We start from the raw sequence: 24077 nt of genomic DNA on the forward strand, positions 1-24077 counted from the left end.
TTATTTTTGAGCAGATTGGTTTTCTAATTTAGCGATTCGCAAAGCTAAACTTTTTAATGATTCAATCTCTTTCGACTGCTCTTCTATCTTTTTGTTCTGTTGAATAGAATAAAGAGTTAATTCTTCAATTTTCTGCAGAAGTTTAATATTCATTTCAGAAAGATTAATTCCATCTTTCTTCATTTCTTCAGCTGAAGCAATTTCAGGAAGATGTTTGTTTTCTTTAATGAATTTATCTACAGATTCTAGAGATTGTAAACTGTAATCCTTTTCAAAAACAAAATCAGCACCGGCATCAACAGTGACTTTTACTTCGCGCGCTGCAATATTTCCGGCAACAGTTAATTTTGAAGTTGGGTTTGTTGTACCAATTCCAACATTTCCATTTTGCACATAATGATTTCCGCTGCCACTAACCCTTAATAATCCATTTGTTATTATATTCGTATTTAATTCGCCGGAAACGGTAAAATTTGCAATATTTGTTCCTGTTGGAGTTTCATTAATTTTAATCTGATTGTAGTCTGTTATTGTGTCTACTTTTGGTTGTTGATATGAAATTTTAACAGTGTAAGAAGCATAATTTTGTACATCAAAATAGATAGGAAGTTGTCTGTTTGTGTATCCTCCAAAAGTAGAACTGATATCTACAGGTGTTCCTAAGACAATTTTTCCTAAATATTGGTTTCCGTGAGTTTCAACTAGTTTTAGAATTGCCGAACCAGAATTTACACCTTCTCCAAAACCATTTTGAATAACATATTTTTTATAATCATTAGAAAAATAAGCTTGATAAATTTCAATTATTATAAGACCGCCATATTGCCAATGAAAAGAATTATAACCAATATTTGCAATTTCAAATCTTTTAGCCTGCGTTGCTTGTGCTGCTAATCCTTTTATTACAGTTGTTTGCAGACCGTTTTGGTTAATTGTTGTCTGAGAAAATCCAGAATTAGAAAAAACAACTGCTAATATTAAGCCGAGAAAATTTTTCATTATTTTGATTTTAAGATTTGATTTAATTTCTTGTCTAAATCCAATATTTTGTCATTTTGTTTTTCTATAAGATTTTTTTGTATTTCATTTTCCTTTTTCATTTCAATCATATAAAGAGTCAACTCTTCAATTTTCTTAAGTAAAGACATATTCATTTCAGCAAGCATTAAACCATTTTTTTCAATTTCCTGCGCTGAAGGAATCTCGGGTAAATGTTTGTTTTCGTAGATGTAATTTTCTACTTCTTCTAAAGATTTTAGTTTATAATCATTAGCAAAAACATAATCAGGGACTAAAGGTCCAAGCATATCAACGCGAACTTCCTGCGTATGAATTTTTCCTTTTACAGTTAATTTTTCATCAGGAGAAGTAGTTCCAATACCGACTTTGTTTCCCATTATTGAGAAGTTGTTAACGAGATGAGTTTCGCTCATATTGGCTGAAAAATCCTGAATATCTGATAGAACATCCGTATTAACCGAAGCTCCATTTATCATATAAGCAATAGATTTCATGTTTTCACCAGTAGAGTTTGTCCATCCTGAAAATTTAAATCCCCAGTTGTGATAAGCATCAGAATATGGAACATCAACAGCCAAGTATTTTTTACCATTATAGATGCATGTTTTTAATGTCCAACTGCTACTACCGTCAATAGATCTAATAGTTGCTGCTGTACTGTTATAAGCAGAAGAAGAATTTATTTCGACAATATTGATTCTATTATATCCGCCGACAGCTCCTCTTAATGCTGTGATTGTACCTATAGCTTTATTCATGTTTATTAATGTGCCATTGTACATTTCATGAAGCAGAATTAAATTTCGAGTATAATCTCCTCCGCCATTTCCACCAATATCGATTATTTTGTAATCTCCAGCTAAAGGCGTTGTTGCTACCTGTGCACTTAGACTTAAAGGAATATATAATAGTATAAGCCAAATAATTTTTTTTTTCATTTTTTTATTAGTTCTTTTAATTTATATGTGATATAAAGCAATTTCTGCTTTCGTGATATGTGATGAAAAGTTTTATAAGCTTTTAATTTATAGTAAAATTGAAAACAGTACTTCTGGCACTTGTGTTTCCTGCATCATCAAATGATTTTACAAACCAATAATAAGTTCCAGTTGTTAATGTTTTATTATATGGACTAGTGCCTCTATCTTTAAAATTTAAATTTGTCAAAGCGTTGTTAGTATATACATATATACTGTCTCTTTCTGCGCTGCCAGATATTGGAGTTCTGTTCCATTGGAAATTGATATTTGTTGCAGTAGTAGTACTTGCATTTACAGGAGCGGTGAGAGTAGGAGTGTTAGGAGCTTTAGTGTCAATTAAAATAGATCTTGAAGTAAATAATGTCTGATTTGTTCCATTACTGGCTCTTACTTTCCAAGTATATTTGCCTTCATCAAAAGTAAAGTTAATAAGAGTGGCCTCTGTACTTTGTTCTTTAACTAAAGTATTGTTTTCATCCAAAATTTGAAGCTGATAATTTGTTGCACCAATAATAGCATCCCAAGATAATTTTTGTAAAGCAGTTTTGGTAGTTAAGTTATTGGTTGGAGTTAGCAAAATAACTGTATTGTTTTGAAAATCATCATTGTTCAAAACTTCAAAACTATTTTTAAAATAAGCAGTTTCATAAGCACTATTAATGGCTTTTATTCGCCATTCATATTTACCAATGTTTAACTGCTGCGTATAAGAGTTTTTTGTAACAGTAGTATCCAAAACAATTTGTTTTGGAGTTTCAAAATTTGGAATAGCGATTTGTAGTTGATATTTATCGGCACTTTCGACCGCTTCCCATGAGAAGGTAACTCCAGATGAGGAAAGAAGAGAATTGTTTGCGGGAGCAATAAGAGTAACTTCTTTTTTATAGATGTCATCAACGAGTAATATTTCTTCACAAGAGACAAAGCTGAAAATAATTGCAAACAAAAGATATTTAATTGAAGTTTTATTCATGATAGTATGGTAAGCTTTATTATAAAATTGGAGAATTACATGTCAAATAAATCCCCAGTATTTTTCTTCTCATTTATTTTTCGTTTCGTTATTCCAGAACAAGAGTTGCTTTCATTTACTATGTCAGCAACATTCCATGTTCCTTTTACTGATTTTACCCAGCAGAATGAACTTACCTGATAGGCCACAATTGTTTCAGGATTTATATCTATGATATCTGTTTTTTTTCCAGCTTTATATAAAGCAATAGTATACTTTTTGTATTGATTGTTTATTAAATAGTAAGCATCCGATTGTCTGATTTTAGTAATTTCTTCCACAGGAAGACTTACAGCAAGACTTGAAATTATTTTCAGATTTTGAGTATCGGTTAGTAATTTCAAAATATTAGAATTGTATTCTGCATTTATTTCTTCTACAAGACCAGCAACATCCAAAATTTTGATTGTTACCAATTCTGGTTTGATTGGCAAACTATCAATGAAGGCAACTTTTGTTTGATTCTGATTGTATTTCGCTTTAGATTTATAAATTTTATTTAACTTTCTATTATAAGGTACAATACCAATTTCTACCCGAATATTATTTTCAAGTTTAGGTAGACCTTTTGGTTCAAAAGTATTAAGGTTATACGATAATTTCGATGTTCCAATGCTCCCCAATTCAACAACCGAAGAAGAAAATTTGAAATTGTCATTTTTAATTTTGGTTGTGTGGCAGGCTGTGCAAAATATAATTATGAGGACAGCAATTTTTTTTAACATAGTTGTGCTATTTATTCGGTTAAAAAATAGGAATTCGACAATAAAAAAATCATTTTTGCAGAATATATTTTTTGTTTATTTTTTAACAAAACTAAACAAATTGATGTAATAGGCTGTTAAAATTTCAACATTTTATTTTTGAAGAATGCAGTGCTGAAGATATAGAATTTTATTGCACTGTTTTTATTAAAAAAGGATGTATTACATAGCATTCAAATTAATCATACAGCAATATTTAAGTTAAAAATACATTATAAACATGAAAAAAATACTTCTATTTACTGCATTTATTATATGCCAAATTACTAATTCGCAAACATTTTCGACCAACTTAACACCAGTTGGATGGGAGCATAATATTTTATTTAATGCGGGTACTCGCTATACAGTTACTCAGCAAGGACCTACAGTTAGTTTGCCAATGTTGTTTGATGGTAGTATGAATCCTTATTATATATCTGGAGTTACTCCCGCAAATCCAGCAGTGATTCTTATAGAAGGATTGCCAGGCTACCATACACAAGCAGGCGCTTGGGTAGGATGGACTACTCGGTATTTACCTTCATCAAGATTTAAGATAGAAGGATATGATACTTACAATGGAGCAAATGTATGGAGAATAATAGCTGACTATTCTGATGTTGATTATGGTAATTATAGTTTTTCACTAAAAGTACCAGTTGGAGGAGCTTATACTAAACTTAAATTTACATTTTACAATGGGCAAAATGGAACTGTTGGGCTTTCCGAGTTATTTTTTATTCATCCTGAGGCTACTACACCATATTCAGGATTGTTATCTCCTGCATTAAATAATTGGAAGAATATTAGTGGTAATGTAGTATATGATTCTGGTAATGTAGGTGTTGGAACTACTGCTCCTGATGAAAAATTAACTGTTAAAGGTAAAATCCACGCCCAAGAAGTAAGAGTTGATATGCTTGGACCGTTAGTTCCAGATTATGTTTTTGCTAATGATTATAAACTAAAATCTTTAGAACAAGTTGAAAATTACATTAACGAAAACAAACATTTACCTGAAATTCCATCAGCACAGGAAATTGAGAAAAATGGTTTAATGCTTGCTGAAATGAATATGTCTTTGCTTAAAAAAATCGAGGAACTTACTTTGTATATTATTAAACAGAATAAAGAAATTGAAACTTTGAAAAAACAAGATGAAAATACAAGAATGATTTTAGAAAAAGTTCAAATTTTACAAATGGAAGTAGATAAATTAAAAACCAAATAAAAATGTCAAAACAAAAATATCGAACACTAAATAACAAATTTTTCGGACTATTAGTTGTTGTATTATTTTTTAATTTTTCAACTTATTCTCAAACGGGTGGTAATTTTGAACTTAGCCTTTATACAACTGTATTTCCAAATGGAACTCCAAATCAAGCGGTGAACATTCAATTTCCAAGTGTTCCTTTATGGGGCTGGTTTGAGGTTACTATAACTTCAGCTTATAATAATCAACTAGCAACTGGAAAGCTTACGAAAAGATATCAAATAGGCCATAATGTTGGAGGCTATTTTGATCAGGCAACAGAAATTCCAACAGCATTTGGACCAGTTGCAAGTCAATGGCTTATTGGAGATTTTAATCATGATACAAATAGTATCCCTATTTATCATTTAGTAAGTACTAGTAATATTTTAATGATTAAAATTGAAGGTGTAATGGTAATAAGTGCAGCTAATCTTGATTTAATAAAAACGGGTACAACAATTAGTGCTTTAGAAACGGCTACAGCTCCAAAGACGCGTCATTATATGAGCATAATGCAGGATAGAGTAGGGATAGGTACAAATTCGCCAGATAGTGCCTTGGCAGTAAACGGGATAATACATTCTAAAGAAGTAAAAGTAGACTTGAATAATTGGCCTGATTTTGTTTTCAAAAAAAACTATGATTTACCACCACTTGAAGAAGTTGAAAAACATATTAATGACAATGGACACCTAGAGAATATCCCAAGTGAAGAAGAAGTTCTAAAGAATGGAATTAATTTGGGAGAAATGAATGCGAGGCTTTTGCAGAAAATTGAAGAGCTTACTTTGTATGTTATTGATTTGAATAAGAAAGTGAATGAATTACAAGACAGTAATGCTAAAATTGTTGGAGAAAATAAAGTATTAGTACAAAAAGCTAAAGTCCTAGAAGAAAAATAATTTCACTTTAAAATATTTTAAAAAACTGCGTGTAAGTAAACAGATTATACGCAGTTTTTTTATTTGTATTAGATTTTTTCTTGTGTTTAATGTCAGGATTAAGATTGTAGCAAAGCTTATAAAATTTTAGAATTATTAACAAATTATTTCTCATTTAAGCTTCGATTGTTTTCTCAATAAAAAAGATATATTTGTAAAAATTAATTACACTTTGTTTTGAAGAAAAATCTATTTAGAAAACTGCCATCATTCAATCTTCAGGAAATGTTGATTGTACTTGCCATCATTGGAATTCTGCTTTTAATTGCTTTGCCTAACTTAATGCCATTAATTACAAAAGCTAAAAGTGTAGAAGCTCAAGTACAACTAAAAGCCATTTATAATGCTGAGAAACAGTACTACTTTATGTACTCAAAATACAGTCCTAATTTTACCGAAATAGATTTTGAAGCTCCAAAGACGACCAAAGAAAATGGAAGTGCAAACTATGTTTATGAAATCGTAAATTCAAGTAACAATGAGTTTAAAGTTAAAGCAACAGCAATTACCGATTTTAATGGAAATGGAGTTTTTAATGTTTGGGAAATTGACCAAAATGGTGTTCCAAAACAAATTGTAAACGATTAATGTGGTATTTGAAATTCATATTAATTATTGTATTTGCTTTTGTTTTGTATCAGGATTTTAAAAGTAGAATGGTCTATTGGTTTCTATATCCAATAATCGGAATTTTAGCTTTTAAAATACAAATTGACGTTCTGCCGCTATCAATCGCTCTACTTAATTTTGTTTTCAACTTATTATTTATAGGATTTCTTTTAGGAGTAAGCTTACTATATACAAAATTTAAGAAGCTGGACTTTAAAAACACAATCGGAATTGGCGATGTGTTGTTTTTTATTTTTATAGCAACTTCATTTTCAATAGTTTCATTTTGGGTACTATTTGTTTTTTCACTGATTTTTTCATTGACATTACATTTGATATTAACTCACAAAAAAGAACCAACAACTGTGCCTTTAGCAGGTTATATGTCTCTTTTCTTTGGTGTCGTTTATGCAGCTTCTTTTGGCTTTAGCGATACTTTTTTATATGCCTATTAAGATGAATAGTTTCGATATTCCAATAGAATTTCAACAGCTTGTAAAATCAGAACAGGCCTATTACTACCGAATAATTCCAGTAGGGAAAAATCAGCAGACTGTTATTTTGAAAACAGATGCTTCGGATATTGCTTCCCTTCAAAATGAATTAAGTATTTTACTAAGTTTTCAAGTTGAACTAGAAACTGATTCCACAGAAAATATAAATCGCTATTTAAGTACTAATTACAGAAAAACAGCCAATAATGTTTCTGAGATTCATTACACTGCTGATTTTCTCGAGAAAATTGTATTAAATGCCAAAGAAATAGGAAGCAGTGATATTCATTTTGAGCCTTATGAAAAAAATGCAAGAGTGCGTTTTCGTTTAGATGGAAAACTAAAAGAACAATTTCATATTTCAGTAGAAGAATATCCAATCATTGTAAATAAAATTAAAATCAGGGCTCAGCTTGACATTTCTGAGAAAAGATTGCCTCAAGATGGTCGTATTACAATGGTAACCGATTATCAAGATTTTGATGTCCGTGTTTCTGTTCTGCCAACATTACATGGTGAAAAAGTAGTACTTCGTATTTTAAGTAAAGATACCAGCCATATCGATATTAATTCTTTGGGTTTTACAGAGAAAGAATTAGCAGCTTACCTTGAAAACATAAAACGTCCAAATGGAATTGTTCTTATTTCAGGTCCTACAGGATCAGGAAAAACTACAACTTTATATGCGACACTAAAGAATTTGAATGTTCCGAATACCAATATTTTAACTGTTGAAGATCCTATCGAATATACTTTGGAAGGAATTAATCAGGTTCAATTAAAAGAAAACATCGGACTTGATTTTGCTGCAACACTACGAACTTTTTTGAGACAAGATCCAGATATTATCATGGTAGGGGAGATTCGTGATGTTAATACAGCCAATATGGCAATTCGTGCGGCATTAACAGGACACTTAGTATTGTCTACTATTCATACCAATTCAGCTTGGGCTACGGTTTCTAGGCTAATTGATATGGGAGTTCCTGCATTTTTAATTGCAAGCACACTCAATATGAGCGTCGCTCAACGTTTAGTTCGAAAATTATGCAATTCTTGTAAAACCGAACAGACTATTTCAAAAGAAATTTTTCCAAGCGGATTTGAAATTCCAGATTATTTGACGTCTCATTATACAGCAGTTGGATGCGAACAGTGTTATCATACGGGTTATTCAGGAAGAAAAGCAATCTATGAAATTCTGCCAATAGGATCTGAATTATCAAATTTAATCAAAAATAATCAGCTGGATATTAATGAATATCTGGATGAAAAAGACATTTTTACATTAAAACGTAACGCCTTGTTATTAATTAAAGAAGGCATTACTTCGGTTGATGAAGTTTTTTCATTACTCTTGTAAATTAAAATATATAAAATTCTACAATACAATATAGTTTCATGAAAAGAATAATTACGCTGTTATTAATACTAATTTTTCAGTTTTCGTTTTCTCAGGAAAATCGGATTTTACAGCTAAAAAATAATATTGAATCCATTTCTGTCGATGCGCCTGGTTTAAACGAGAAAGTAAATGTGAATATTAAAGAAGCCTCCTTGTCTAGTTTTTTACTAGCCGTATCTCAGGTTCATAAACTTAATTTTAGTGTTGCCGGCAATTTAAACCAGATCAATATTGTAAATAATTTTTCAAATGTAACGGTAGGAGATCTGCTTATTTTTTTATGTAAAGAATACGATCTTACAATTGATTTTACAGGAAACATTTTGTCTATCAAAAAATATGAGAAGCCTGTTGAAATTCAAAAAGTAAAAGATATAGAGGTATCCTATGATTATGCTAATGATTTGCTTTCATTGAATTTAAAAGATGATAAGCTTTATGATGTGTTTAGAAAAATAATGGATGTAAGCGGAAAAAATCTTGTTTTTGCTCCAGGTTTGGAAAATCAATTATTAACGGCTTATATTAAAAATGTACCTTTTGATGCAGCTTTAAATAAATTGGCTTTTGCTAATAATTTGACAGTTACTAAATCAAGAGATAATTTCTATATTTTCGATAAACTTGAAGGTAATTTTTCAGTTGAAGGAAACTCAGATCCTAATGGAGCTATTAGACAAAACAGACCAATGCGTCCGAGAAGATCTAATTTTTTCTTTACAGTTGTTGATGCGGATAAAAAACTTTTGAATGTTGATTTTGAAAACACGCCCATTTCAAGTATTGTATATGATATCGGTAATGAATTAGATATCGATATGTTTATCTCAAGTCCGTTGGAGAATGCAGGTAATGGAACTGTAAAAGCAAAAAACATAACTTTTGATGAACTTTTGGCAAAACTGTTTGAGATTAAGGCCGATGGTACCAATATTCCTCAAAATAATAATCAGCAGCAGTATAATAACAATTCTGCTCAATCTTTCTCAGCTGGAGGAGGAGGTTATACTTTTAAGAAAAGCGGAGCACTTTATTATTTTGGTACCAAGGATCAGTTAGTAGTCAGAAATATAAAATCTATTGCATTGATGCATCGTTCAATAGAACTTTTAAGCGATCCAGCAAAAGAAGGAAGAAGTGCAGGAAGATTAAATAATACGAATAGTTATTCAAATTATAGTTCTTACGACAGCAGTAACAGATATAATTCTAATTCCAGTTCAAATTACTCAAATCAAAGTAATGGCTTTGGGAATAATGGCAATAATAGCAGCAATTACTCATCATCGTCGAGTTCAAGCAGTGCCCCATCAGAATCTATTCTTACTATAATTCCAGACGAGATAAAGAAAGATCTTGATATAAAAATAGATAAAGAGCTAAACAGTTTTTTAGTAAACGGTCCAGCAGCAAATATTGAACGTTTTGAATCTTTTATCAAATATATTGATAAAGCAGTTCCTGTTATTTTAATCGAAGTAATGCTTTTAGAAGTTAATCGCAGTGCTACTGTAGAAACAGGAATTCAAGCAGGAATTGGAGACAAACCTGTAACCACTTCGGGTACAGTTTTTCCTAATGCAGATATTAAATTAGGAGCATCAACGATTAATAAAATTATCGACGGTTTCAGTGGATTCGGGTCTTTAAATATTGGACAAGTAGTGCCTAACTTCTATCTAAGCCTGAAAGCAATGGAAACAAATGGCAATTTAAAGGTACGTTCGTCCCCAAGATTATCAACTTTAAACGGGCACAAAGCTTATCTATCTATTGGTGAAACTACTTACTATGTAGTTACCAATCAAAATTACTACGGATCACAAATTCCGCAAGCTTCTGAAGTTAAAAATTACCAGCCAATTGATGCTGAATTATCAGTAAGCATTATGCCTTTAGTTTCTGGTAACGGACAAATTACTATGGATATTAAAGTAATACAATCAAGTTTTAATGGACAAAAAGTAGATAAAGATGCACCTCCAGGAATTAATTCAAGAGAGTTTACATCAATTATCAGAGTTAAAGATCAGGATGTAATTGTTTTAGGCGGATTAGAAGAATCTATAAAAAATGATTCTGGAACCGGTGTGCCATTATTATCAAGAATTCCAATTATAAAATGGCTTTTTAGTTCTCGAAAAAGAGAAGATTCAAAGAAAAAATTAAGTGTATTAATCAAACCTACTGTTATTTACTAATGGCTGGATTATCCTTAAATAACTTTTTACTTGGGAAACAATACATTGCTGTTGAGCACTTCACTTTAAATAATGAAGATAAGGTTGCTTTGCTTTTAGTTGAAAAGAAAAAAGAAGGTCTGGTAATTAGTAAAAAAGACAGAGTTAGTTATACTGATAAAATAGCCGATAAATGGGATATCAAACTTCCTTTTTTTCTCATTATAAATTCAAATCAAGTCATTCAGAAAGAAGTTTCAGGAATTGATGTTTCTGATGAAAAACTTTTGCATAAATCATTTCCTAATACCAATTGGGATGAGTTTTACTACGAAATCTGGCGCTTAAAAACAAAATCGGTTATTGCAATTGCAAGAAAATCGTATATTAATACATTACTTGAAAATTATCAAAACCAGAAAATTACAATAGCGGGAATCAGTCTTGGAGTTTGTTCGATTGCTGATATAATCGAATATTCAGATCAAAATGAGTTTTATACGAATCATCAGCTTATTTCAAGAAATGAAAACCAGATAATTTCTCAGAATTCTTTAGAAACGGCTATTCCTTATACGATCAATGATCTCCAAATTGAGAATAGACAATTACTTGCTTTTTCGGGTATTTTGCGATTAATCGTAAATAACACAGCCAATACCGGTTCGATTTTATCGTATAGTGAAGAATTATATAACGAGTATAATCAGAAGACTTTTTTTAATAAAGGCTTAAAAATAATGGTCGGAATTGTATTGGGAATATTAGTGCTCAATTTCATATTCTTTTCGCATTATTATAAATTGGCTCAAGAATCATCTGAAATTCTTTTGGTAAATAAATCCTCTAGTGAAGATGTCAGCAAAATCAAACAAAGGATAATTATAAAAGAAGAAAAAGTAAAAGGAATCGATGGAAGAATGACTTCCAGAAGCTCATTAATTATCAACGAAATTGCAAGTAGAGTTCCATCTTCAATACTATTAACAGAATTAGTATTTAATCCACTTGAGAAAAAAATAAAAGCGGAAGAGCCTATCTTAACAAAAGATAAAATGATTGCAATTTCGGGAACTACAATTGCAAATCAAGATTTTACAAAATGGGTCGAAGATATTGAAACATTAAAATGGGTTGATAAAGTATTGATTACGCATTTTGGAAAAAATGAAGATAACGAAACGACCTTTTCAATTAACGTAACCTTAAAGTAAATGAATCTCAACAAAAAAAATAAACTACTCATTGCTGGTTTCTGCTTAGTGCTTTATATCTGTTATTCATTTGCAATTTCAAATACATTGCAATATTACTCTGAATACAAAAACAAACAACAGGAGATAGCTGCGGATAGTGATATGCCAAAATTGGTTGCGCAGTTGATCCAGAAAGAAAAGCAACTTGATCAAGTATTATCAAGTTACGATGTAAACATGTCAGATTCGTTTCAAAATGATTTGTTAAAGCAGCTGACTTCTTACAGTGATAGTTACCATTTAAAAATTACAGATTTTAAAGAACCTCATATTATTTCTCAAAAAGGATTTACTACCACAAGTTATGCATTTTCTCTTGAAGGATCTTTTAACGGCTGTCTGGCTGTGTTGAACAAAGTAGAAAATAATCCAATGCTCGGGAACATTAAGCACATAAATTTTATAAAAAAAAGAAATTATAAAACCAATACAGATCAATTGTTTGTGGAGGTAATAATTCAGAAAAATAAAGGAGTTTAATACAAGCTTTTTATTAAAACAAAAATAAATTATGAAGAAGATTTTTTTATTTGCTGCTTTAGTGGCACAAATGAGTTTTGCTCAAAATACATTTCCGACTACAGGTAATGTTGGTGTTGGAACAATAACACCAGCTTCAAAGTTAGATGTAGTTGGAACAATAACAAGTTATGAACCAACTGCACTTAGTGCTACAATTAATTCGTTTCAACTTATTAATAGTGTAGCTGGAAATGTTGGAGATAATACTATTAGAAATAAAATATGGACTTTAAGAGATGGCACTTTAAATAATTGGTTTAATGCAAGACTTCATGACGGTATTTCTATAGACAATTCTTTTCAAACTCCAAATTTGGATACTAAAACATGGTGGGAAAGAGACCCTAAAGATAATATTCAATCATGGGGAAATGATGCTGTTACTTATTTAACGATTAATCAAGGTAATGTCGGTATAGGAACAACTACTCCAACAGCTAAATTAGATGTAAATTCAACAGCTCTTGCAGCAACTTTTAAATCGACAACAAATTCAGTTCCTGTAACTATACATAATACAGGAACTACAGTTGCATCAATTGGTTTTAAAGGATCAACTTCTCTTACGGAGTATAATGTAAGAGTAGGAGCAGATGGTAGCGATTTTATCGCATATACATCTAATGTTGAAAGAATGCGAATCAATTCAAATGGTAATGTTGGAATTGGCTCAATAAATCCTTTAAATACATTTGAAGTAAAAGTAGCAACAGGTACAGGAACATCAAGTGTAGATGGTATTTCAGTACATGATGGAGCCACATATCGATTAGGAATTAATATTGGTGTAAATACAGCAGGTGAATATTCTTTTTTACAAGGAATTAAAGGAGGTATTGGTCAAAGGAACATTATATTAAACCCTACTGGAGGAAGTGTTGGAATTGGTACTCTTACAACTGGAACGCATAAGCTAGCAGTAGAAGGATCAATTGGAGCAAGAGAAATAAAAGTTATGGCTACAGGCTGGTCAGATTTTGTGTTTAAAAAAGAATACAATTTACCAACTTTGGAACAAGTTGAAAAACATATTGCTGAAAAAGGACATTTAGAAAATATTCCAAGTGAAGAAGAAGTTCTGAAAAACGGAATTAATCTTGGAGAAATGAATGCTAAACTTTTACAGAAAATTGAAGAATTGACTTTATATATGATTGAAATGAAGAAAGAAAATGAAAAAGTAAAAAATGAAAACTTTTTGTTGAAAAAGAGTCAGATCGGATTAGAAAAAAGAATTTTAAAACTTGAAAATAAATAAACTATGAAAAGAATAATCGTTTTAATTTTAAGTTGTGTTTCGCAGATAAGTTTTGCTCAAAATACATTTCCATTTCCTGCTACTGGTCCAGTCGGTATAGGTACATCAACCCCTAATAGCTTATTAGCATTGGATGTAAATGGAAAAGCAGCTGTTAAATCTTTGTTTTATGTTAATGATATAATGGGAGGAAATGGAGGTGACATTAGAATGGGACCAAATACCGGAGCAAATGCTTCTACCCTCTTTTTTGTTGGAGGTGTTAATCCAATAGAAATTATGAGAGTTCACTATAATGGTAATGTTGGAATAGGAACATCTAGCCCAACTCAAAAATTAGATGTAAATGGTAACGGATCTTTTAAAGGAGGTCTTATTTCTGATCTTTCAGGAGCTATTGGAGGATATGTTAAGATTATTAATTCATCGAAAACAGGTGCAGGAGCAGCAAGAGACTGGACTATATTTAATATGTCTGGAAATTATGGAAATAGTTTGCAATTTTGGGCGTATGATGAGTTGGCATGTGCCGGAGGAATGTGCGGTAGTCGATTTACAATAATGGACAATGGGAATGTTGGCATTGGTATAACAAATCCTAACAACAAACTAGATGTAAATGGAACGATTCATTCTAAAGAAGTAAAAGTAGACATGACAGGCTGGTCAGATTTTGTGTTTAAAAAAGAATACAATTTGCCAACGTTGGAACAAGTTGAAAAACATATTGCTGAAAAAGGACATTTAGAAAATATTCCAAGTGAAGAAGAAGTTCTGAAAGATGGAATTAATCTTGGAGAAATTAATGCTAAACTTTTACAGAAAATTGAAGAATTAACCTTATACGCTATTGAACAGCAAAAAAAATCAGATATGCTAATGGAAGTTGTGAAGCAGCAAAGTAAAAGATTAGAAGCTCTTGAAAAAGAAAAAAAATAATCCCAAAATGAATAATCCCGGTTGTTAAACAATCGGGATTATTTATTTATATCTGAATGTAAATTCTACCAATTACCCTTCAATCCTTCTTTTAAAGCACTATTGTATTTCTCTACATCAAAACTATACAAATCTGGAGCTTTATGAGCGCCTCCTTTTCTGGATTCTTCCAGTTTGGTCAGAATATCATAACGGAGAATTTTTCTGTAAAAATTACCGCGATTTAACCTCTTCCCCAAAATACCTTCATATAATTTTTGAAGTTCTGGCATTGTAAATTTTTCTGGCAGTAAATTATAACCAATAGGATGATTATTTAACTGTTCACGAAGTGTAGTAAGTGCTTTGTCAAAAATTTTTCGGTGGTCCATCATGAACTCAGGAAGATTTTCGATCGAATGCCATTGAACGGCACTCGAATATTCATCCAGTACAAGTTTTACCTGAGAATGCTCGGCTAATGCGTAATAACCAATCGAAATAAAACGCTGTTTGTTCCAAATAGTGTCATGATATTGCTCAAAAGCTTTTTCAGAACGATTTAGATTTCCAAAAGTATAAAACTGCTGCAGATAAATATTTTCAGTTCCGGTTCTGTCTTTTAAAATACGGACTGCTGCATCATCGACATTTTCGGTCTTTTTTACATAACCGCCCGGAAGTCCCCAAAGATCTTGATCTCGCATTTTAAGAATAAGAACCTGAAGTGAATTTTCATAAAAACTAAAAATAACACAGTCAATGGAAAGCGTCGGAATATATTTTTCCCACGATTCGGCTGACTGTTTTTCGAGTAATTCTTTAAAATCCATGAAAATAGAATGAAATCCAAATTTAATTCTTTTCATAGTTACAAGCCAAATGGTTTGATTTTTTTCTGGCATGAATCGCAAAAACATAGTTCGAGTGTTTCCGTTTTGTTGGTTTTTTATACTTGATTTTCAATATGCTATGTAAAAAATAACATGATTTATTTGCTGATATGAAAAATAGTATTTAATATTGCTTCATTATGAAGCAATGAAATATTTTAGAATAATCATAATTTCATTGTTTATCCAGACTTTAAACTATCTAATTTATGAAATCAACTTTGTCAAAAACACTGAAAGCGACACTTCTGACCACATTTGTGCTTTCAAACCTGTCTTTTAACACAAAGACGAATGGTGAAGATCCAATACTTACCATCAACGGATTTACTTTTACAGACTCAAATAAAAACGGAAAATTAGATCCCTGGGAAGATACACGGCTTTCCAACAATGAAAGAATTGAGGCAATTATCAAAGAAATGACAAATGCCGAAAAAGTAGAATTGCTAGTGGGAACTGGAATGCCTGGAATAGAAGTGCTGACAGGTCCTATTGGAGATTCGAAACAAGGATTAGTTCCGGGAGCAGCGGGAGGAACTGCCGCTTTTGAACGATTTGGAATTCCTGCAACAGTTGTGGCAGATGGTCCAGCCGGTTTACGAATTGCACCAACAAGAAAAAACGATTCTAAAACGTATTATGCAACCGCATTTCCAGTAGGAACAGCTTTGGCTTCTACATGGAATAAGGCTCTTTTGGAAGAGGTAGGAAAAGCAATGGGAAATGAAGTGAAAGAATATGGAGTAGATGTTTTATTGGCTCCTGCTTTAAACATTCACAGAAATCCATTAAACGGAAGAAATTTCGAATATTACTCTGAAGATCCTTTGATTTCTGGGAAGACAGCCGCTGCTATTGTAAACGGAATACAATCGCAGGGAGTTGGAACTTCGATTAAACATTTTGCCGTTAACAACGAAGAAACCAATCGTTTAACTATTAATGCACATGTTTCTGAAAGAGCGATTAGAGAATTATATCTGAAAGGTTTTGAAATTGCTGTTAAAGAATCACAGCCATGGACTGTAATGTCATCTTACAATAAATTAAACGGAATTTATACTTCTGCCAGTAAAGATTTGCTGACGGAAGTTTTAAGAAATGAATGGGGATATAAAGGAATTGTAATGACAGACTGGTTTGGCGGTTTTCCCGGTTTTGAATCGATACAAAAAGGATTAAGTTCTGATGTTGTACAGCAGATGAATGCCGGAAACGATCTTTTGATGCCTGGAATTCCAGTTCAGAAAAAAGCATTGCTGGAAGCTTTAAATTCAGGTAAATTATCTCAGGAAATCGTAAATACAAATGTGAGAAGAATTCTGGAATATATTTTTCATACGCCCACTTTTGCGAAGTACAAATACAGCGATAAACCTAATTTGGTTAAGAATGCCGCCATTACCAGAAAAGCAGCTGCCGAAGGAATGGTTTTGCTAAAAAATGAAAATAATGCACTACCTTTTGCAGACAAACAAAAAGAAATTGCCTTATTTGGAGTGACTTCTTATGCTTGGATTACAGGCGGAACAGGAAGCGGAAGTGTAAACAATAAACACACCGTTTCTCTTTTAGAAGGCTTGAATGCAGCGGGTTATAAATTAGACAAAGAACTAGTTAATTTATATACACCTCATGCCGAAAAAGAAGTTGTTGCTGAAAAAGAAAGAAGGCAAGCAAGAGGTATTTTGGCTTTGCCAGAAAGACTTCCAGAGTTAAAAATGGATGATGCCTTTATTGCTAAAAAAGCCGAAAGTTCTCAAATTGCATTTGTGACTTTAGGAAGAAACTCAGGAGAAGGCGGTGACCGTGTTGTCAATAACGATTTCAATATGGCCGATGAAGAAATCCAAATGCTGGATAAAATATCCAAAGCTTTTCACGCCAAAGGGAAAAAAGTAATTGTGATTTTAAATATCGGTGGTGTAATTGAAACGGCTTCATGGAAGGATAAAGTAGATGCCATTTTATTGGCGTGGCAGCCGGGTCAAGAAGGCGGACATTCGGTTGCTGATGTCGTTGCAGGGAAAATTAATCCATCTGGAAAACTGACGATGACTTTCCCAGTAAAATATACTGATACACCTTCGGCTAAAAACTTTCCGGGATTCCCTGCTGATAATCCAAAAGAAGTAACATACGAAGAAGGCGTTTATGTTGGATACCGCTATTTCAATACTTTCAATATTAAATCTTCTTACGAATTTGGTTTCGGGAAATCCTATACAACTTTTGATTATTCAGGTGTAAAATTGAGTTCTTCAACTTTTAAAGATCAACTAACGGTTTCAGTTACCGTTAAAAATACAGGAAAAGCTACTGGAAAAGAAGTGGTGCAGTTATATCTTTCGGCGCCTTCAAAATCAATTGACAAACCGAAAGAAGAATTAAAAGCTTTTGCAAAGACAAAAGAATTGAAACCAGGTGAGAGCCAGATATTAACTCTGACACTTTCTCCAAAAGATCTGGCTTCTTTCTTAGAAAATAAAAGTGCCTGGGTGGCCGAAGCAGGAGAATATAAAGTGCTTATTGGAGCTTCTTCCTTGGATATTAAGCAAACATCCTCTTTTTCGGTTACCAGTGAAATTATAGCAGAAAGAGTGAAGAAAGCTTTCGAACTTGATTCGAAGTTTTCAGAACTTAGACCATAGGTTTTTGGTTAGACATGTATGGTTGAAAAGCCGTCTCGGATTTTGAGACGGTTTTTTTAGTTTTATTGTACATTTTAATTCAATCAAAAAATGAATATTTTACAGATACATTACAAATTAAGAAGATGATTTTAAATTTATTCTTGTTAAAACCTAATTTTGCAAAATAATCTTTATTATTTTAACGAATTGTCCTTTAGTTTTTGATGTGAAAATGCGTAATATTGCTTTTTTGATTTTTATATCTTTTAATTAATGCCCATTTATAGCCAATATGATGATCATATTTTACTCAATCTTCTGAAACAAGATGATCAGTTGGCCTATACAGAAATTTTCGAAAGATACTCCAGACTTCTGGTTAATCATGCTTATAAAATACTTAGCAATAAAGACGAAGCAAACGATGTGGTTCAGGAAGTATTTCTTTCTATCTGGAACAAACGTTTTGAATTAGCAGTTACCGGATCTCTCTCTTCTTATTTATACAAAGCTGTAAAAAATAAAATCCTAAATCATATTGCCCACGAAAAAGTTGTTTCGCGTTATGCAGATTCTATTTCAAACTTCATTGAAAACGAGTATGTTTTTGCCGATTCTAAACTCAGAGAAAAAGAATTGGAAGCTATTATTGCCAAAGAAATAGCTGCATTACCCCAAAAAATGCGTGAAGTTTTTCTGTTGAGAAAAGTCGAAGAATTATCATATGATGAAATCGCACTTAAATTGAACATTACCGATAAAACAGCGAAACAACAAGTCTATAATTCTCTGAAAATTTTACGCGAAAAACTCAAATCTATAATGAGTGTTTTTGTTTGGTGAATTTTTATAAAGGTTTTTGTTAATTTTTATAATAGAATGTCATCATAACTCTCTCATTAATAAATAGAAGATAACATAGCTTCAGATTTATTAATGATATAATAATATTTTTTTTGATTTTTTTTCATCTTCATCTATGACAAAAGCCTTTTGTAACTGTCTTATTTAAAAACGGGACCAAATTAGGTATTGTAATTATGAAAGAAACTGAATTTTTAGAACTGCTTCAAAAATATCAAAACGGCACTTTATCTGATGAAGATCGTGATAAATTAGACGCTTGGTATCTTCACAAAGCTTCTAACACTAACTCGCAGCTTAACGAGTATGAACTCGAAGATAGTTATCAATATTTAAAGTCCACACTGCCTTTACAGCAAGAAACAAAAGTAATTGGCCTTTGGTCTCGTATTGCGGTTGCAGCCTCTATAGTTGTATTGCTTGGCGCAGGAATATTTTATGTTACGGCTCCAACAGAACAGCCGGTTGAAGTTGTTGCAAAACCAAAAGAAATTGCTCCTGGAGGCAACAGAGGAATTCTAACACTTTCAAATGGAAAACAGATTGTGCTTTCAGATATTTCAGCAAAAGATACAATTGCCAAAGAAGGCCAAGAAAACGAAGTTACCATAAAAATGAGTGCCGATGGAGTTATTACCTATGTTGTAAATCCAAACGCGGTTGAGGAAAAAAATGGAGAAGATGCTTTCAATACACTTTCAACTCCAATTGGCGGACAATACAATATTGTTTTGGCAGATGGAACCAAAGTATTCTTAAATGCTGTTTCATCGATTAAATATCCAACTCAGTTTAATGGAGATCAAAGAATAGTCGAATTGGAAGGAGAAGCTTATTTTGAAGTGGCCAAAAATAAAAATCAGCCTTTTATAGTGAAATCTGCAGATCAGGCTATAAAAGTTCTAGGAACTCATTTTAATGTTCATGCTTATGATAATGAGCCGATTATAAAAACCACATTGTTAGAAGGAAGTGTGGCGGTTACGTATCAAAATCAAAAAACAATTTTGAAACCTGGTCAGCAGTCTAATGTAACAGCTAATTCGAATAAAATTACCGTTAGAGAAGTTGATACTGAAGCAGCGATTGCTTGGAAAAACGGCCGTTTTAAATTTGATAATGCCGATTTAAAATCAGTAATGAAGCAGCTCGAACGCTGGTATGGAATTAAAGTAGAATACCGTGGCGATGTTTCTGATGTACGATTCAACGGAGGAACGTTTAGGAATAAAAATTTATCTGAAGTATTAAAAGTACTTGAGCTTAGTAATATCAAATTTAAAGTTGAAGGAAAAACAATTATTGTGTATCCCTGATTTTAGATTTACCCGAATACATTGACGCTATAAATTAAAAAACCAGAGGCAGTTGCGATGCTTCTGGTTGTTAGAAAAGTTAATAGCCAAATGTAAGTTGTCCACCTATTGTTTAACTATAACCAATGTAAATGTATGAAATTAAATTTACAACCAAAAAAACCTTACAAAAAACTCAAAAAAAAGATTCCCAGGCTTAATCTTACTTTCCAATTATTGGGATTAATGTTTTTTATGCTTTTATGCAGTTATACAGTAAAAGCTCAAAATGTTACCATCAATTTTAAAAATGCACCACTAGAAACCGTTCTAAAAGAAGTTGCAAGACAAAGCGATTATGAAGTTTTTTATACACAGAAATTACTGAAAGATTCTAGTCCCGTAACGGTGAATGTGAAGAACTCATCTTTAAAAGAAACCCTGAATCAAATCTTTAAAAATCAAAATTTAAAATACACACTTACCAATCAAACTATAGTTGTAACGGCTTCAAAAAACGAAGATCTGGGAAACGGATTAATAGATATTCGAGGAAAGGTAGTAAATAATAAAAATGAACCTTTTCCAGGAGTAACGGTTACCATTGCAGGAACAAACAGAACTAGTATTACAGATTTTGATGGAGGATTTTCTTTTGATAAAATTTCACCAAGTGCTGTTCTAGAATTATCAGGTTTAACTATTGAAAACAAATCTTTTGGTATTGGGGGAAGATCAGAATTTACCCTTGTTGCTGAAGATAAAGTTGCTGCCATGAAAGAAGTGGTGGTGACAGGATTTCAAACTATTGCAAGAAGTAATTTTACGGGTGCAATTGCTAAAGTAGATGAAAAGGTATTAAACGAAAATATCAATTCTAATTTATCGAGCGCAATAGAAGGACGTGTTGCGGGTTTGATGTTTCAGAAAAATCCAAACGGACTTGGGTCTGATACGCCTATTTTGAGAGGAATTGGCACTTTTTCCGATAATATTGGCTACAGTCCGCTTATTGTAATTGATGGCCTTCCAAGCGAATTGACTTTGGATGAAATTAATCCCTATGATATTGAAAGCGTTGACGTTCTTAAAGATGCGGCAGCGGCTTCTATCTATGGTTCGAGAGCTGCAAATGGGATTATCGTTTTAACTACTAAAAAAGGAAATGGTAAATTAAAAGTAACCATAAACTCAGATTTCTTTATCTCAGAAAAACCAAATTTGAGAGATATGAACTATGCCTCAACAAGCGAGCTTATCGATTTTGAGCAAGCAGTTTATAACAGAGAAAGAGCCAGATTTGCAGATACTGCAACAATGTTTAGCAATTATGGAGATATTGGAAGCAGCAGTACGAAATACTATAGTCCGCTTTACCAGTTAAACAGAAATTTGGAAGAAGGAAAAATAGATAATGCTACATACAACACGACTCTTGCACAATGGAGAAAAAACGATTACAATAAAGATTATCGCGATAATGTTTGGCAGAATGAATTAAGACAGCGTTATAATGTTGCTTTTTCGGGTAGTACAAGCAAACAGAATACGTATGTTTCGCTTAATTACGATGAATCAAAAGCTCGTATAAAATACAATAAAGGGCGCGCGTTTAACCTTTATGCAAAAAGCAGTTTTCAGGTAAACAACTGGCTGAATGCAACATTTGGAGTAAATGGAACTTATAGTAACGATGAAGCGACTGAATATGATCTTGGCAATTACGATATTCAAAAACGATACGAACGCATAACCGATGATAACGGAAATTTGGTGCAATCAACAGGTGTAGCAATTAAAGATGGCTTTACTTCTAGTAATGTTATAAATCCGGCAATGGTTGAAAAATTACAAGGTTTGACAGGTTTCAAATCTTTGAATTTTAATGTTTTAGATGCACTTCAAGATGGTATTACAGAGCAGAATTCATTAAGTTTAAGAACTTTTGCTAATATAAAAGCCAAATTGTACAAAGGTTTGAGCTTTAATACCCAATTTCAATATGAGGTAAGAAAAAACGACAGCGAACAGTATTACGACGTTAACTCTTATAGAATGCGTTATGCAATTAATGCATTGACAGGATATAACCCGACTACAAATGCCTATACCTATGTTGATGGTTTTTCAGCAGGTGGAAGGTACAAGCAAATGAGCAGCCAAGCGAGTAATTATTCTTTTAGAAATCAATTAGATTTTAATCAAGAATTTGCAGATGGTAAGCACTCTATAAATGCTTTGGCAGGTACAGAAATGCGTGAGACTTATGTTCCGAGAACAATAGAACAATTAAGATACGGTTACGATCCAGTAACGTTAACTTCTGCCGTACTTAATAACCTTGCATTAAGCCAGACTGGAGTTTCTAGTTATATTTTTGGCAGCAACCGTACACTCGCAGCTTTAGGAAGATCGCAAACGGAGGTTTTACACCGTTATTTTTCTATTTTTAGTACGGCGAGCTATACTTATTTATCAAAATATAATATCACAGGAAGTTACCGTGTTGATCAAGCCGATTTATTTGGTGTTGATCCAAAATATAAAAACCGCCCGTTATGGTCTGCAGGTTTAGGATGGAACATCAGTAACGAAGATTTCATGAAACCGCTAAAATGGGTAAGTATGCTTAAATTGAGATCAACTTATGGTATTAACGGAAACGTAGATCAAAGTACAACTCCTTACATAACTGCAACTAGAAAAAACGATAACTTGTATCAGTCTTTACAATATACAAATATCACCATGCAGCCAAATCCAATGCTGAGATGGGAAAAAACGCAAACTGCCAATTTTGGGGTAGATTATAGTTTGTTCCGTGCCAAATTAAATGGTTCCATAGACATTTATCGCAAATACAGTACTGATTTATTGGCAACCACAGATCTTGATCCTACCGTTGGTGCCTTGTCAAGAAGGATTAATGCAGGAGCGTTATTAAATAAAGGTATCGAATTTACTGTAGGTTCTGAGTGGTTTAATAATGGTGATTTACGAATTAATTCAAATTTTGTTTTTGCCTTTAACCAAACAACCGTAAAAAAAGTTACAAGAGCTGAATCTACGGCGTCTGTTTATGTTTCTTCTCCAGCTAGTTACTTTGTAGAAGGGGATTATTTTAATAGCATGTATGCGTACAAATATGGCGGAATGGTTAATGGTTATCCTTATGTTTTGGATGAAAATGGAAATCCCTCTATTACTTTTGATGCAAATGGAAATCCAATTTCAACAAGCATAAAAACAATTACAAATCCAGATGCCTTACAGAATATGGGCTCTTTAATGCCAACTTATACAGGTTCATTATCACAGCGTTTTTCTTATAAGCAATTTGATCTAAATTTCTTATTTGTATTCTCTGGAGGAAATGTAATGCGTAAAGAAACTCTAGACATGAGTTCTGATAATGTAAACCTTTCTGGAATTACAGATCGTTACACCGATATTAATAGAAATGATAATACTCGTTTGTTCGTAGATCTAGACGAAAGTGTTAGAAATTATGCTGGAACTATGAGCAGCCAATGGCGATATTCTACTGCAAATGTCGTAGATGGCGATTATATTAAATTGAGAAATGTTTCTTTGGGTTATAACTTACCAAAGGCTTTCGCCAATAAAATTAAAATAGCATCGGCAAAGTTTACTTTCCAGATGAATAATATCTGGTATTGGAGCGCGGCAGGAAATCATATCGATCCAGAAGTATATTCTGCAAATAATGGTACACGTAATTTACCATTACCGAAGACTTATTTATTTGGGTTTAATCTTACTCTTTAAA

Annotated in this window: 19 protein-coding genes; 14 read left to right on the forward strand and 5 right to left on the reverse strand. The window is 32.3% G+C overall.

Going from position 1 to position 24077, the window contains the following annotated elements; all coding sequences use genetic code 11:
- The 4 genes from J0383_RS17100 to J0383_RS17115 all read right to left on the reverse strand — a co-directional run bounded on the left by J0383_RS17100 (position 1) and on the right by J0383_RS17115 (position 3737).
- Positions 1 to 999, reverse strand: coding sequence for a tail fiber protein (locus J0383_RS17100; protein WP_207295189.1), 999 nt, complete (start codon positions 997 to 999; stop codon positions 1 to 3).
- The gene (locus J0383_RS17105) at positions 999 to 1958 is read right to left on the reverse strand and encodes a tail fiber protein (protein WP_207295190.1); all 960 of its coding nucleotides are present in this window, start codon (positions 1956 to 1958) and stop codon (positions 999 to 1001) included. The genes J0383_RS17100 and J0383_RS17105 overlap by 1 nt, the downstream gene beginning before the upstream one ends.
- Before the next feature lie 82 nt (positions 1959 to 2040).
- Positions 2041 to 2973: a hypothetical protein gene (locus tag J0383_RS17110; protein WP_207295191.1), complete on the reverse strand. Its 933-nt coding sequence runs from the start codon at positions 2971 to 2973 to the stop codon at positions 2041 to 2043.
- A 35-nt stretch (positions 2974 to 3008) separates the two neighbouring features.
- On the reverse strand, positions 3009 to 3737 hold the full coding sequence (locus J0383_RS17115) for a hypothetical protein (protein ID WP_207295192.1): 729 nt from the start codon (positions 3735 to 3737) through the stop codon (positions 3009 to 3011).
- A 259-nt stretch (positions 3738 to 3996) separates the two neighbouring features.
- On the opposite strand from J0383_RS17115, the gene J0383_RS17120 reads away from it, so the two are divergent.
- The 10 genes from J0383_RS17120 (at position 3997) to J0383_RS17165 (ending at position 14620) form a co-directional block, all read left to right on the forward strand.
- Positions 3997 to 4989 carry a tail fiber protein gene (locus J0383_RS17120; RefSeq protein ID WP_207295193.1) on the forward strand — a complete coding sequence of 331 codons (993 nt, stop codon included), beginning with the start codon at positions 3997 to 3999 and terminating at the stop codon, positions 4987 to 4989.
- 2 nt (positions 4990 to 4991) lie between these two features.
- Positions 4992 to 5918 carry a hypothetical protein gene (locus J0383_RS17125; protein WP_207295194.1) on the forward strand — a complete coding sequence of 309 codons (927 nt, stop codon included), beginning with the start codon at positions 4992 to 4994 and terminating at the stop codon, positions 5916 to 5918.
- Between the two features lie 264 nt (positions 5919 to 6182).
- Positions 6183 to 6545: a type IV pilin protein gene (locus J0383_RS17130; RefSeq protein WP_207298721.1), complete on the forward strand. Its 363-nt coding sequence runs from the start codon at positions 6183 to 6185 to the stop codon at positions 6543 to 6545.
- Entirely contained in the window at positions 6545 to 7021 is a 477-nt protein-coding gene (locus tag J0383_RS17135; protein WP_207295195.1) for a general secretion pathway protein, read from the forward strand. Before J0383_RS17130 ends, J0383_RS17135 begins: the two co-directional genes overlap by 1 nt.
- 1 nt (position 7022) lies before the next feature.
- Complete coding sequence (locus J0383_RS17140; RefSeq protein ID WP_207295196.1) at positions 7023 to 8423, forward strand: GspE/PulE family protein; 1401 nt, start codon at positions 7023 to 7025, stop codon at positions 8421 to 8423.
- Positions 8424 to 8461: 38 nt separating this feature from the next.
- On the forward strand, positions 8462 to 10666 hold the full coding sequence (locus J0383_RS17145; RefSeq protein ID WP_207295197.1) for a type II secretion system protein GspD: 2205 nt from the start codon (positions 8462 to 8464) through the stop codon (positions 10664 to 10666).
- Positions 10666 to 11859 carry a general secretion pathway protein gene (locus J0383_RS17150; protein ID WP_207295198.1) on the forward strand — a complete coding sequence of 398 codons (1194 nt, stop codon included), beginning with the start codon at positions 10666 to 10668 and terminating at the stop codon, positions 11857 to 11859. Before J0383_RS17145 ends, J0383_RS17150 begins: the two co-directional genes overlap by 1 nt.
- A complete protein-coding gene (locus J0383_RS17155) occupies positions 11860 to 12381 on the forward strand; it encodes a general secretion pathway protein (protein WP_207295199.1) in 522 nt (173 codons plus the stop codon).
- A gap of 31 nt (positions 12382 to 12412) precedes the next feature.
- The gene (locus tag J0383_RS17160; protein ID WP_207295200.1) at positions 12413 to 13681 is read left to right on the forward strand and encodes a hypothetical protein; all 1269 of its coding nucleotides are present in this window, start codon (positions 12413 to 12415) and stop codon (positions 13679 to 13681) included.
- 3 nt (positions 13682 to 13684) lie between these two features.
- Positions 13685 to 14620 carry a hypothetical protein gene (locus J0383_RS17165; RefSeq protein ID WP_207295201.1) on the forward strand — a complete coding sequence of 312 codons (936 nt, stop codon included), beginning with the start codon at positions 13685 to 13687 and terminating at the stop codon, positions 14618 to 14620.
- 65 nt (positions 14621 to 14685) lie between these two features.
- Here the strand turns inward: J0383_RS17165 and J0383_RS17170 are convergent, their stop codons facing one another.
- Complete coding sequence (locus tag J0383_RS17170; RefSeq protein ID WP_394369524.1) at positions 14686 to 15468, reverse strand: NUDIX hydrolase; 783 nt, start codon at positions 15466 to 15468, stop codon at positions 14686 to 14688.
- Between the two features lie 233 nt (positions 15469 to 15701).
- Between J0383_RS17170 and J0383_RS17175 the strand changes: the two genes are divergently transcribed.
- From J0383_RS17175 to J0383_RS17190, 4 genes are all read left to right on the forward strand, one after another.
- Entirely contained in the window at positions 15702 to 18146 is a 2445-nt protein-coding gene (locus J0383_RS17175) for a beta-glucosidase (protein ID WP_207295202.1), read from the forward strand.
- 255 nt (positions 18147 to 18401) lie between these two features.
- On the forward strand, positions 18402 to 18971 hold the full coding sequence (locus J0383_RS17180; protein WP_207295203.1) for an RNA polymerase sigma factor: 570 nt from the start codon (positions 18402 to 18404) through the stop codon (positions 18969 to 18971).
- Positions 18972 to 19168: 197 nt separating this feature from the next.
- Complete coding sequence (locus tag J0383_RS17185) at positions 19169 to 20308, forward strand: FecR family protein (RefSeq protein WP_207295204.1); 1140 nt, start codon at positions 19169 to 19171, stop codon at positions 20306 to 20308.
- A gap of 135 nt (positions 20309 to 20443) precedes the next feature.
- On the forward strand, positions 20444 to 24076 hold the full coding sequence (locus J0383_RS17190) for a SusC/RagA family TonB-linked outer membrane protein (RefSeq protein ID WP_207295205.1): 3633 nt from the start codon (positions 20444 to 20446) through the stop codon (positions 24074 to 24076).
- The last annotated feature ends 1 nt before the right edge of the window (position 24077 follow it).

Source organism: Flavobacterium endoglycinae (genome assembly GCF_017352115.1).
GTDB classification, from domain to species: Bacteria; Bacteroidota; Bacteroidia; order Flavobacteriales; family Flavobacteriaceae; genus Flavobacterium; species Flavobacterium endoglycinae.

Excerpts from the sequence above, each read along its gene's own strand:
- J0383_RS17110 (WP_207295191.1), bottom strand. The coding sequence starts at position 2,973 with ATGAATAAAACTTCAATTAAATATCTTTTGTTTGCAATTATTTTCAGC.
- J0383_RS17115 (WP_207295192.1), bottom strand. The coding sequence starts at position 3,737 with ATGTTAAAAAAAATTGCTGTCCTCATAATTATATTTTGCACAGCCTGC.
- J0383_RS17150 (WP_207295198.1), top strand. The coding sequence starts at position 10,666 with ATGGCTGGATTATCCTTAAATAACTTTTTACTTGGGAAACAATACATT.
- J0383_RS17160 (WP_207295200.1), top strand. The coding sequence starts at position 12,413 with ATGAAGAAGATTTTTTTATTTGCTGCTTTAGTGGCACAAATGAGTTTT.
- J0383_RS17125 (WP_207295194.1), top strand. The coding sequence starts at position 4,992 with ATGTCAAAACAAAAATATCGAACACTAAATAACAAATTTTTCGGACTA.
- J0383_RS17130 (WP_207298721.1), top strand. The coding sequence starts at position 6,183 with ATGTTGATTGTACTTGCCATCATTGGAATTCTGCTTTTAATTGCTTTG.
- J0383_RS17190 (WP_207295205.1), top strand. The coding sequence starts at position 20,444 with ATGAAATTAAATTTACAACCAAAAAAACCTTACAAAAAACTCAAAAAA.
- J0383_RS17140 (WP_207295196.1), top strand. The coding sequence starts at position 7,023 with ATGAATAGTTTCGATATTCCAATAGAATTTCAACAGCTTGTAAAATCA.
- J0383_RS17185 (WP_207295204.1), top strand. The coding sequence starts at position 19,169 with ATGAAAGAAACTGAATTTTTAGAACTGCTTCAAAAATATCAAAACGGC.
- J0383_RS17175 (WP_207295202.1), top strand. The coding sequence starts at position 15,702 with ATGAAATCAACTTTGTCAAAAACACTGAAAGCGACACTTCTGACCACA.
- J0383_RS17170 (WP_394369524.1), bottom strand. The coding sequence starts at position 15,468 with ATGAAAAGAATTAAATTTGGATTTCATTCTATTTTCATGGATTTTAAA.
- J0383_RS17105 (WP_207295190.1), bottom strand. The coding sequence starts at position 1,958 with ATGAAAAAAAAAATTATTTGGCTTATACTATTATATATTCCTTTAAGT.
- J0383_RS17120 (WP_207295193.1), top strand. The coding sequence starts at position 3,997 with ATGAAAAAAATACTTCTATTTACTGCATTTATTATATGCCAAATTACT.
- J0383_RS17100 (WP_207295189.1), bottom strand. The coding sequence starts at position 999 with ATGAAAAATTTTCTCGGCTTAATATTAGCAGTTGTTTTTTCTAATTCT.
- J0383_RS17155 (WP_207295199.1), top strand. The coding sequence starts at position 11,860 with ATGAATCTCAACAAAAAAAATAAACTACTCATTGCTGGTTTCTGCTTA.
- J0383_RS17135 (WP_207295195.1), top strand. The coding sequence starts at position 6,545 with ATGTGGTATTTGAAATTCATATTAATTATTGTATTTGCTTTTGTTTTG.
- J0383_RS17165 (WP_207295201.1), top strand. The coding sequence starts at position 13,685 with ATGAAAAGAATAATCGTTTTAATTTTAAGTTGTGTTTCGCAGATAAGT.
- J0383_RS17145 (WP_207295197.1), top strand. The coding sequence starts at position 8,462 with ATGAAAAGAATAATTACGCTGTTATTAATACTAATTTTTCAGTTTTCG.
- J0383_RS17180 (WP_207295203.1), top strand. The coding sequence starts at position 18,402 with ATGCCCATTTATAGCCAATATGATGATCATATTTTACTCAATCTTCTG.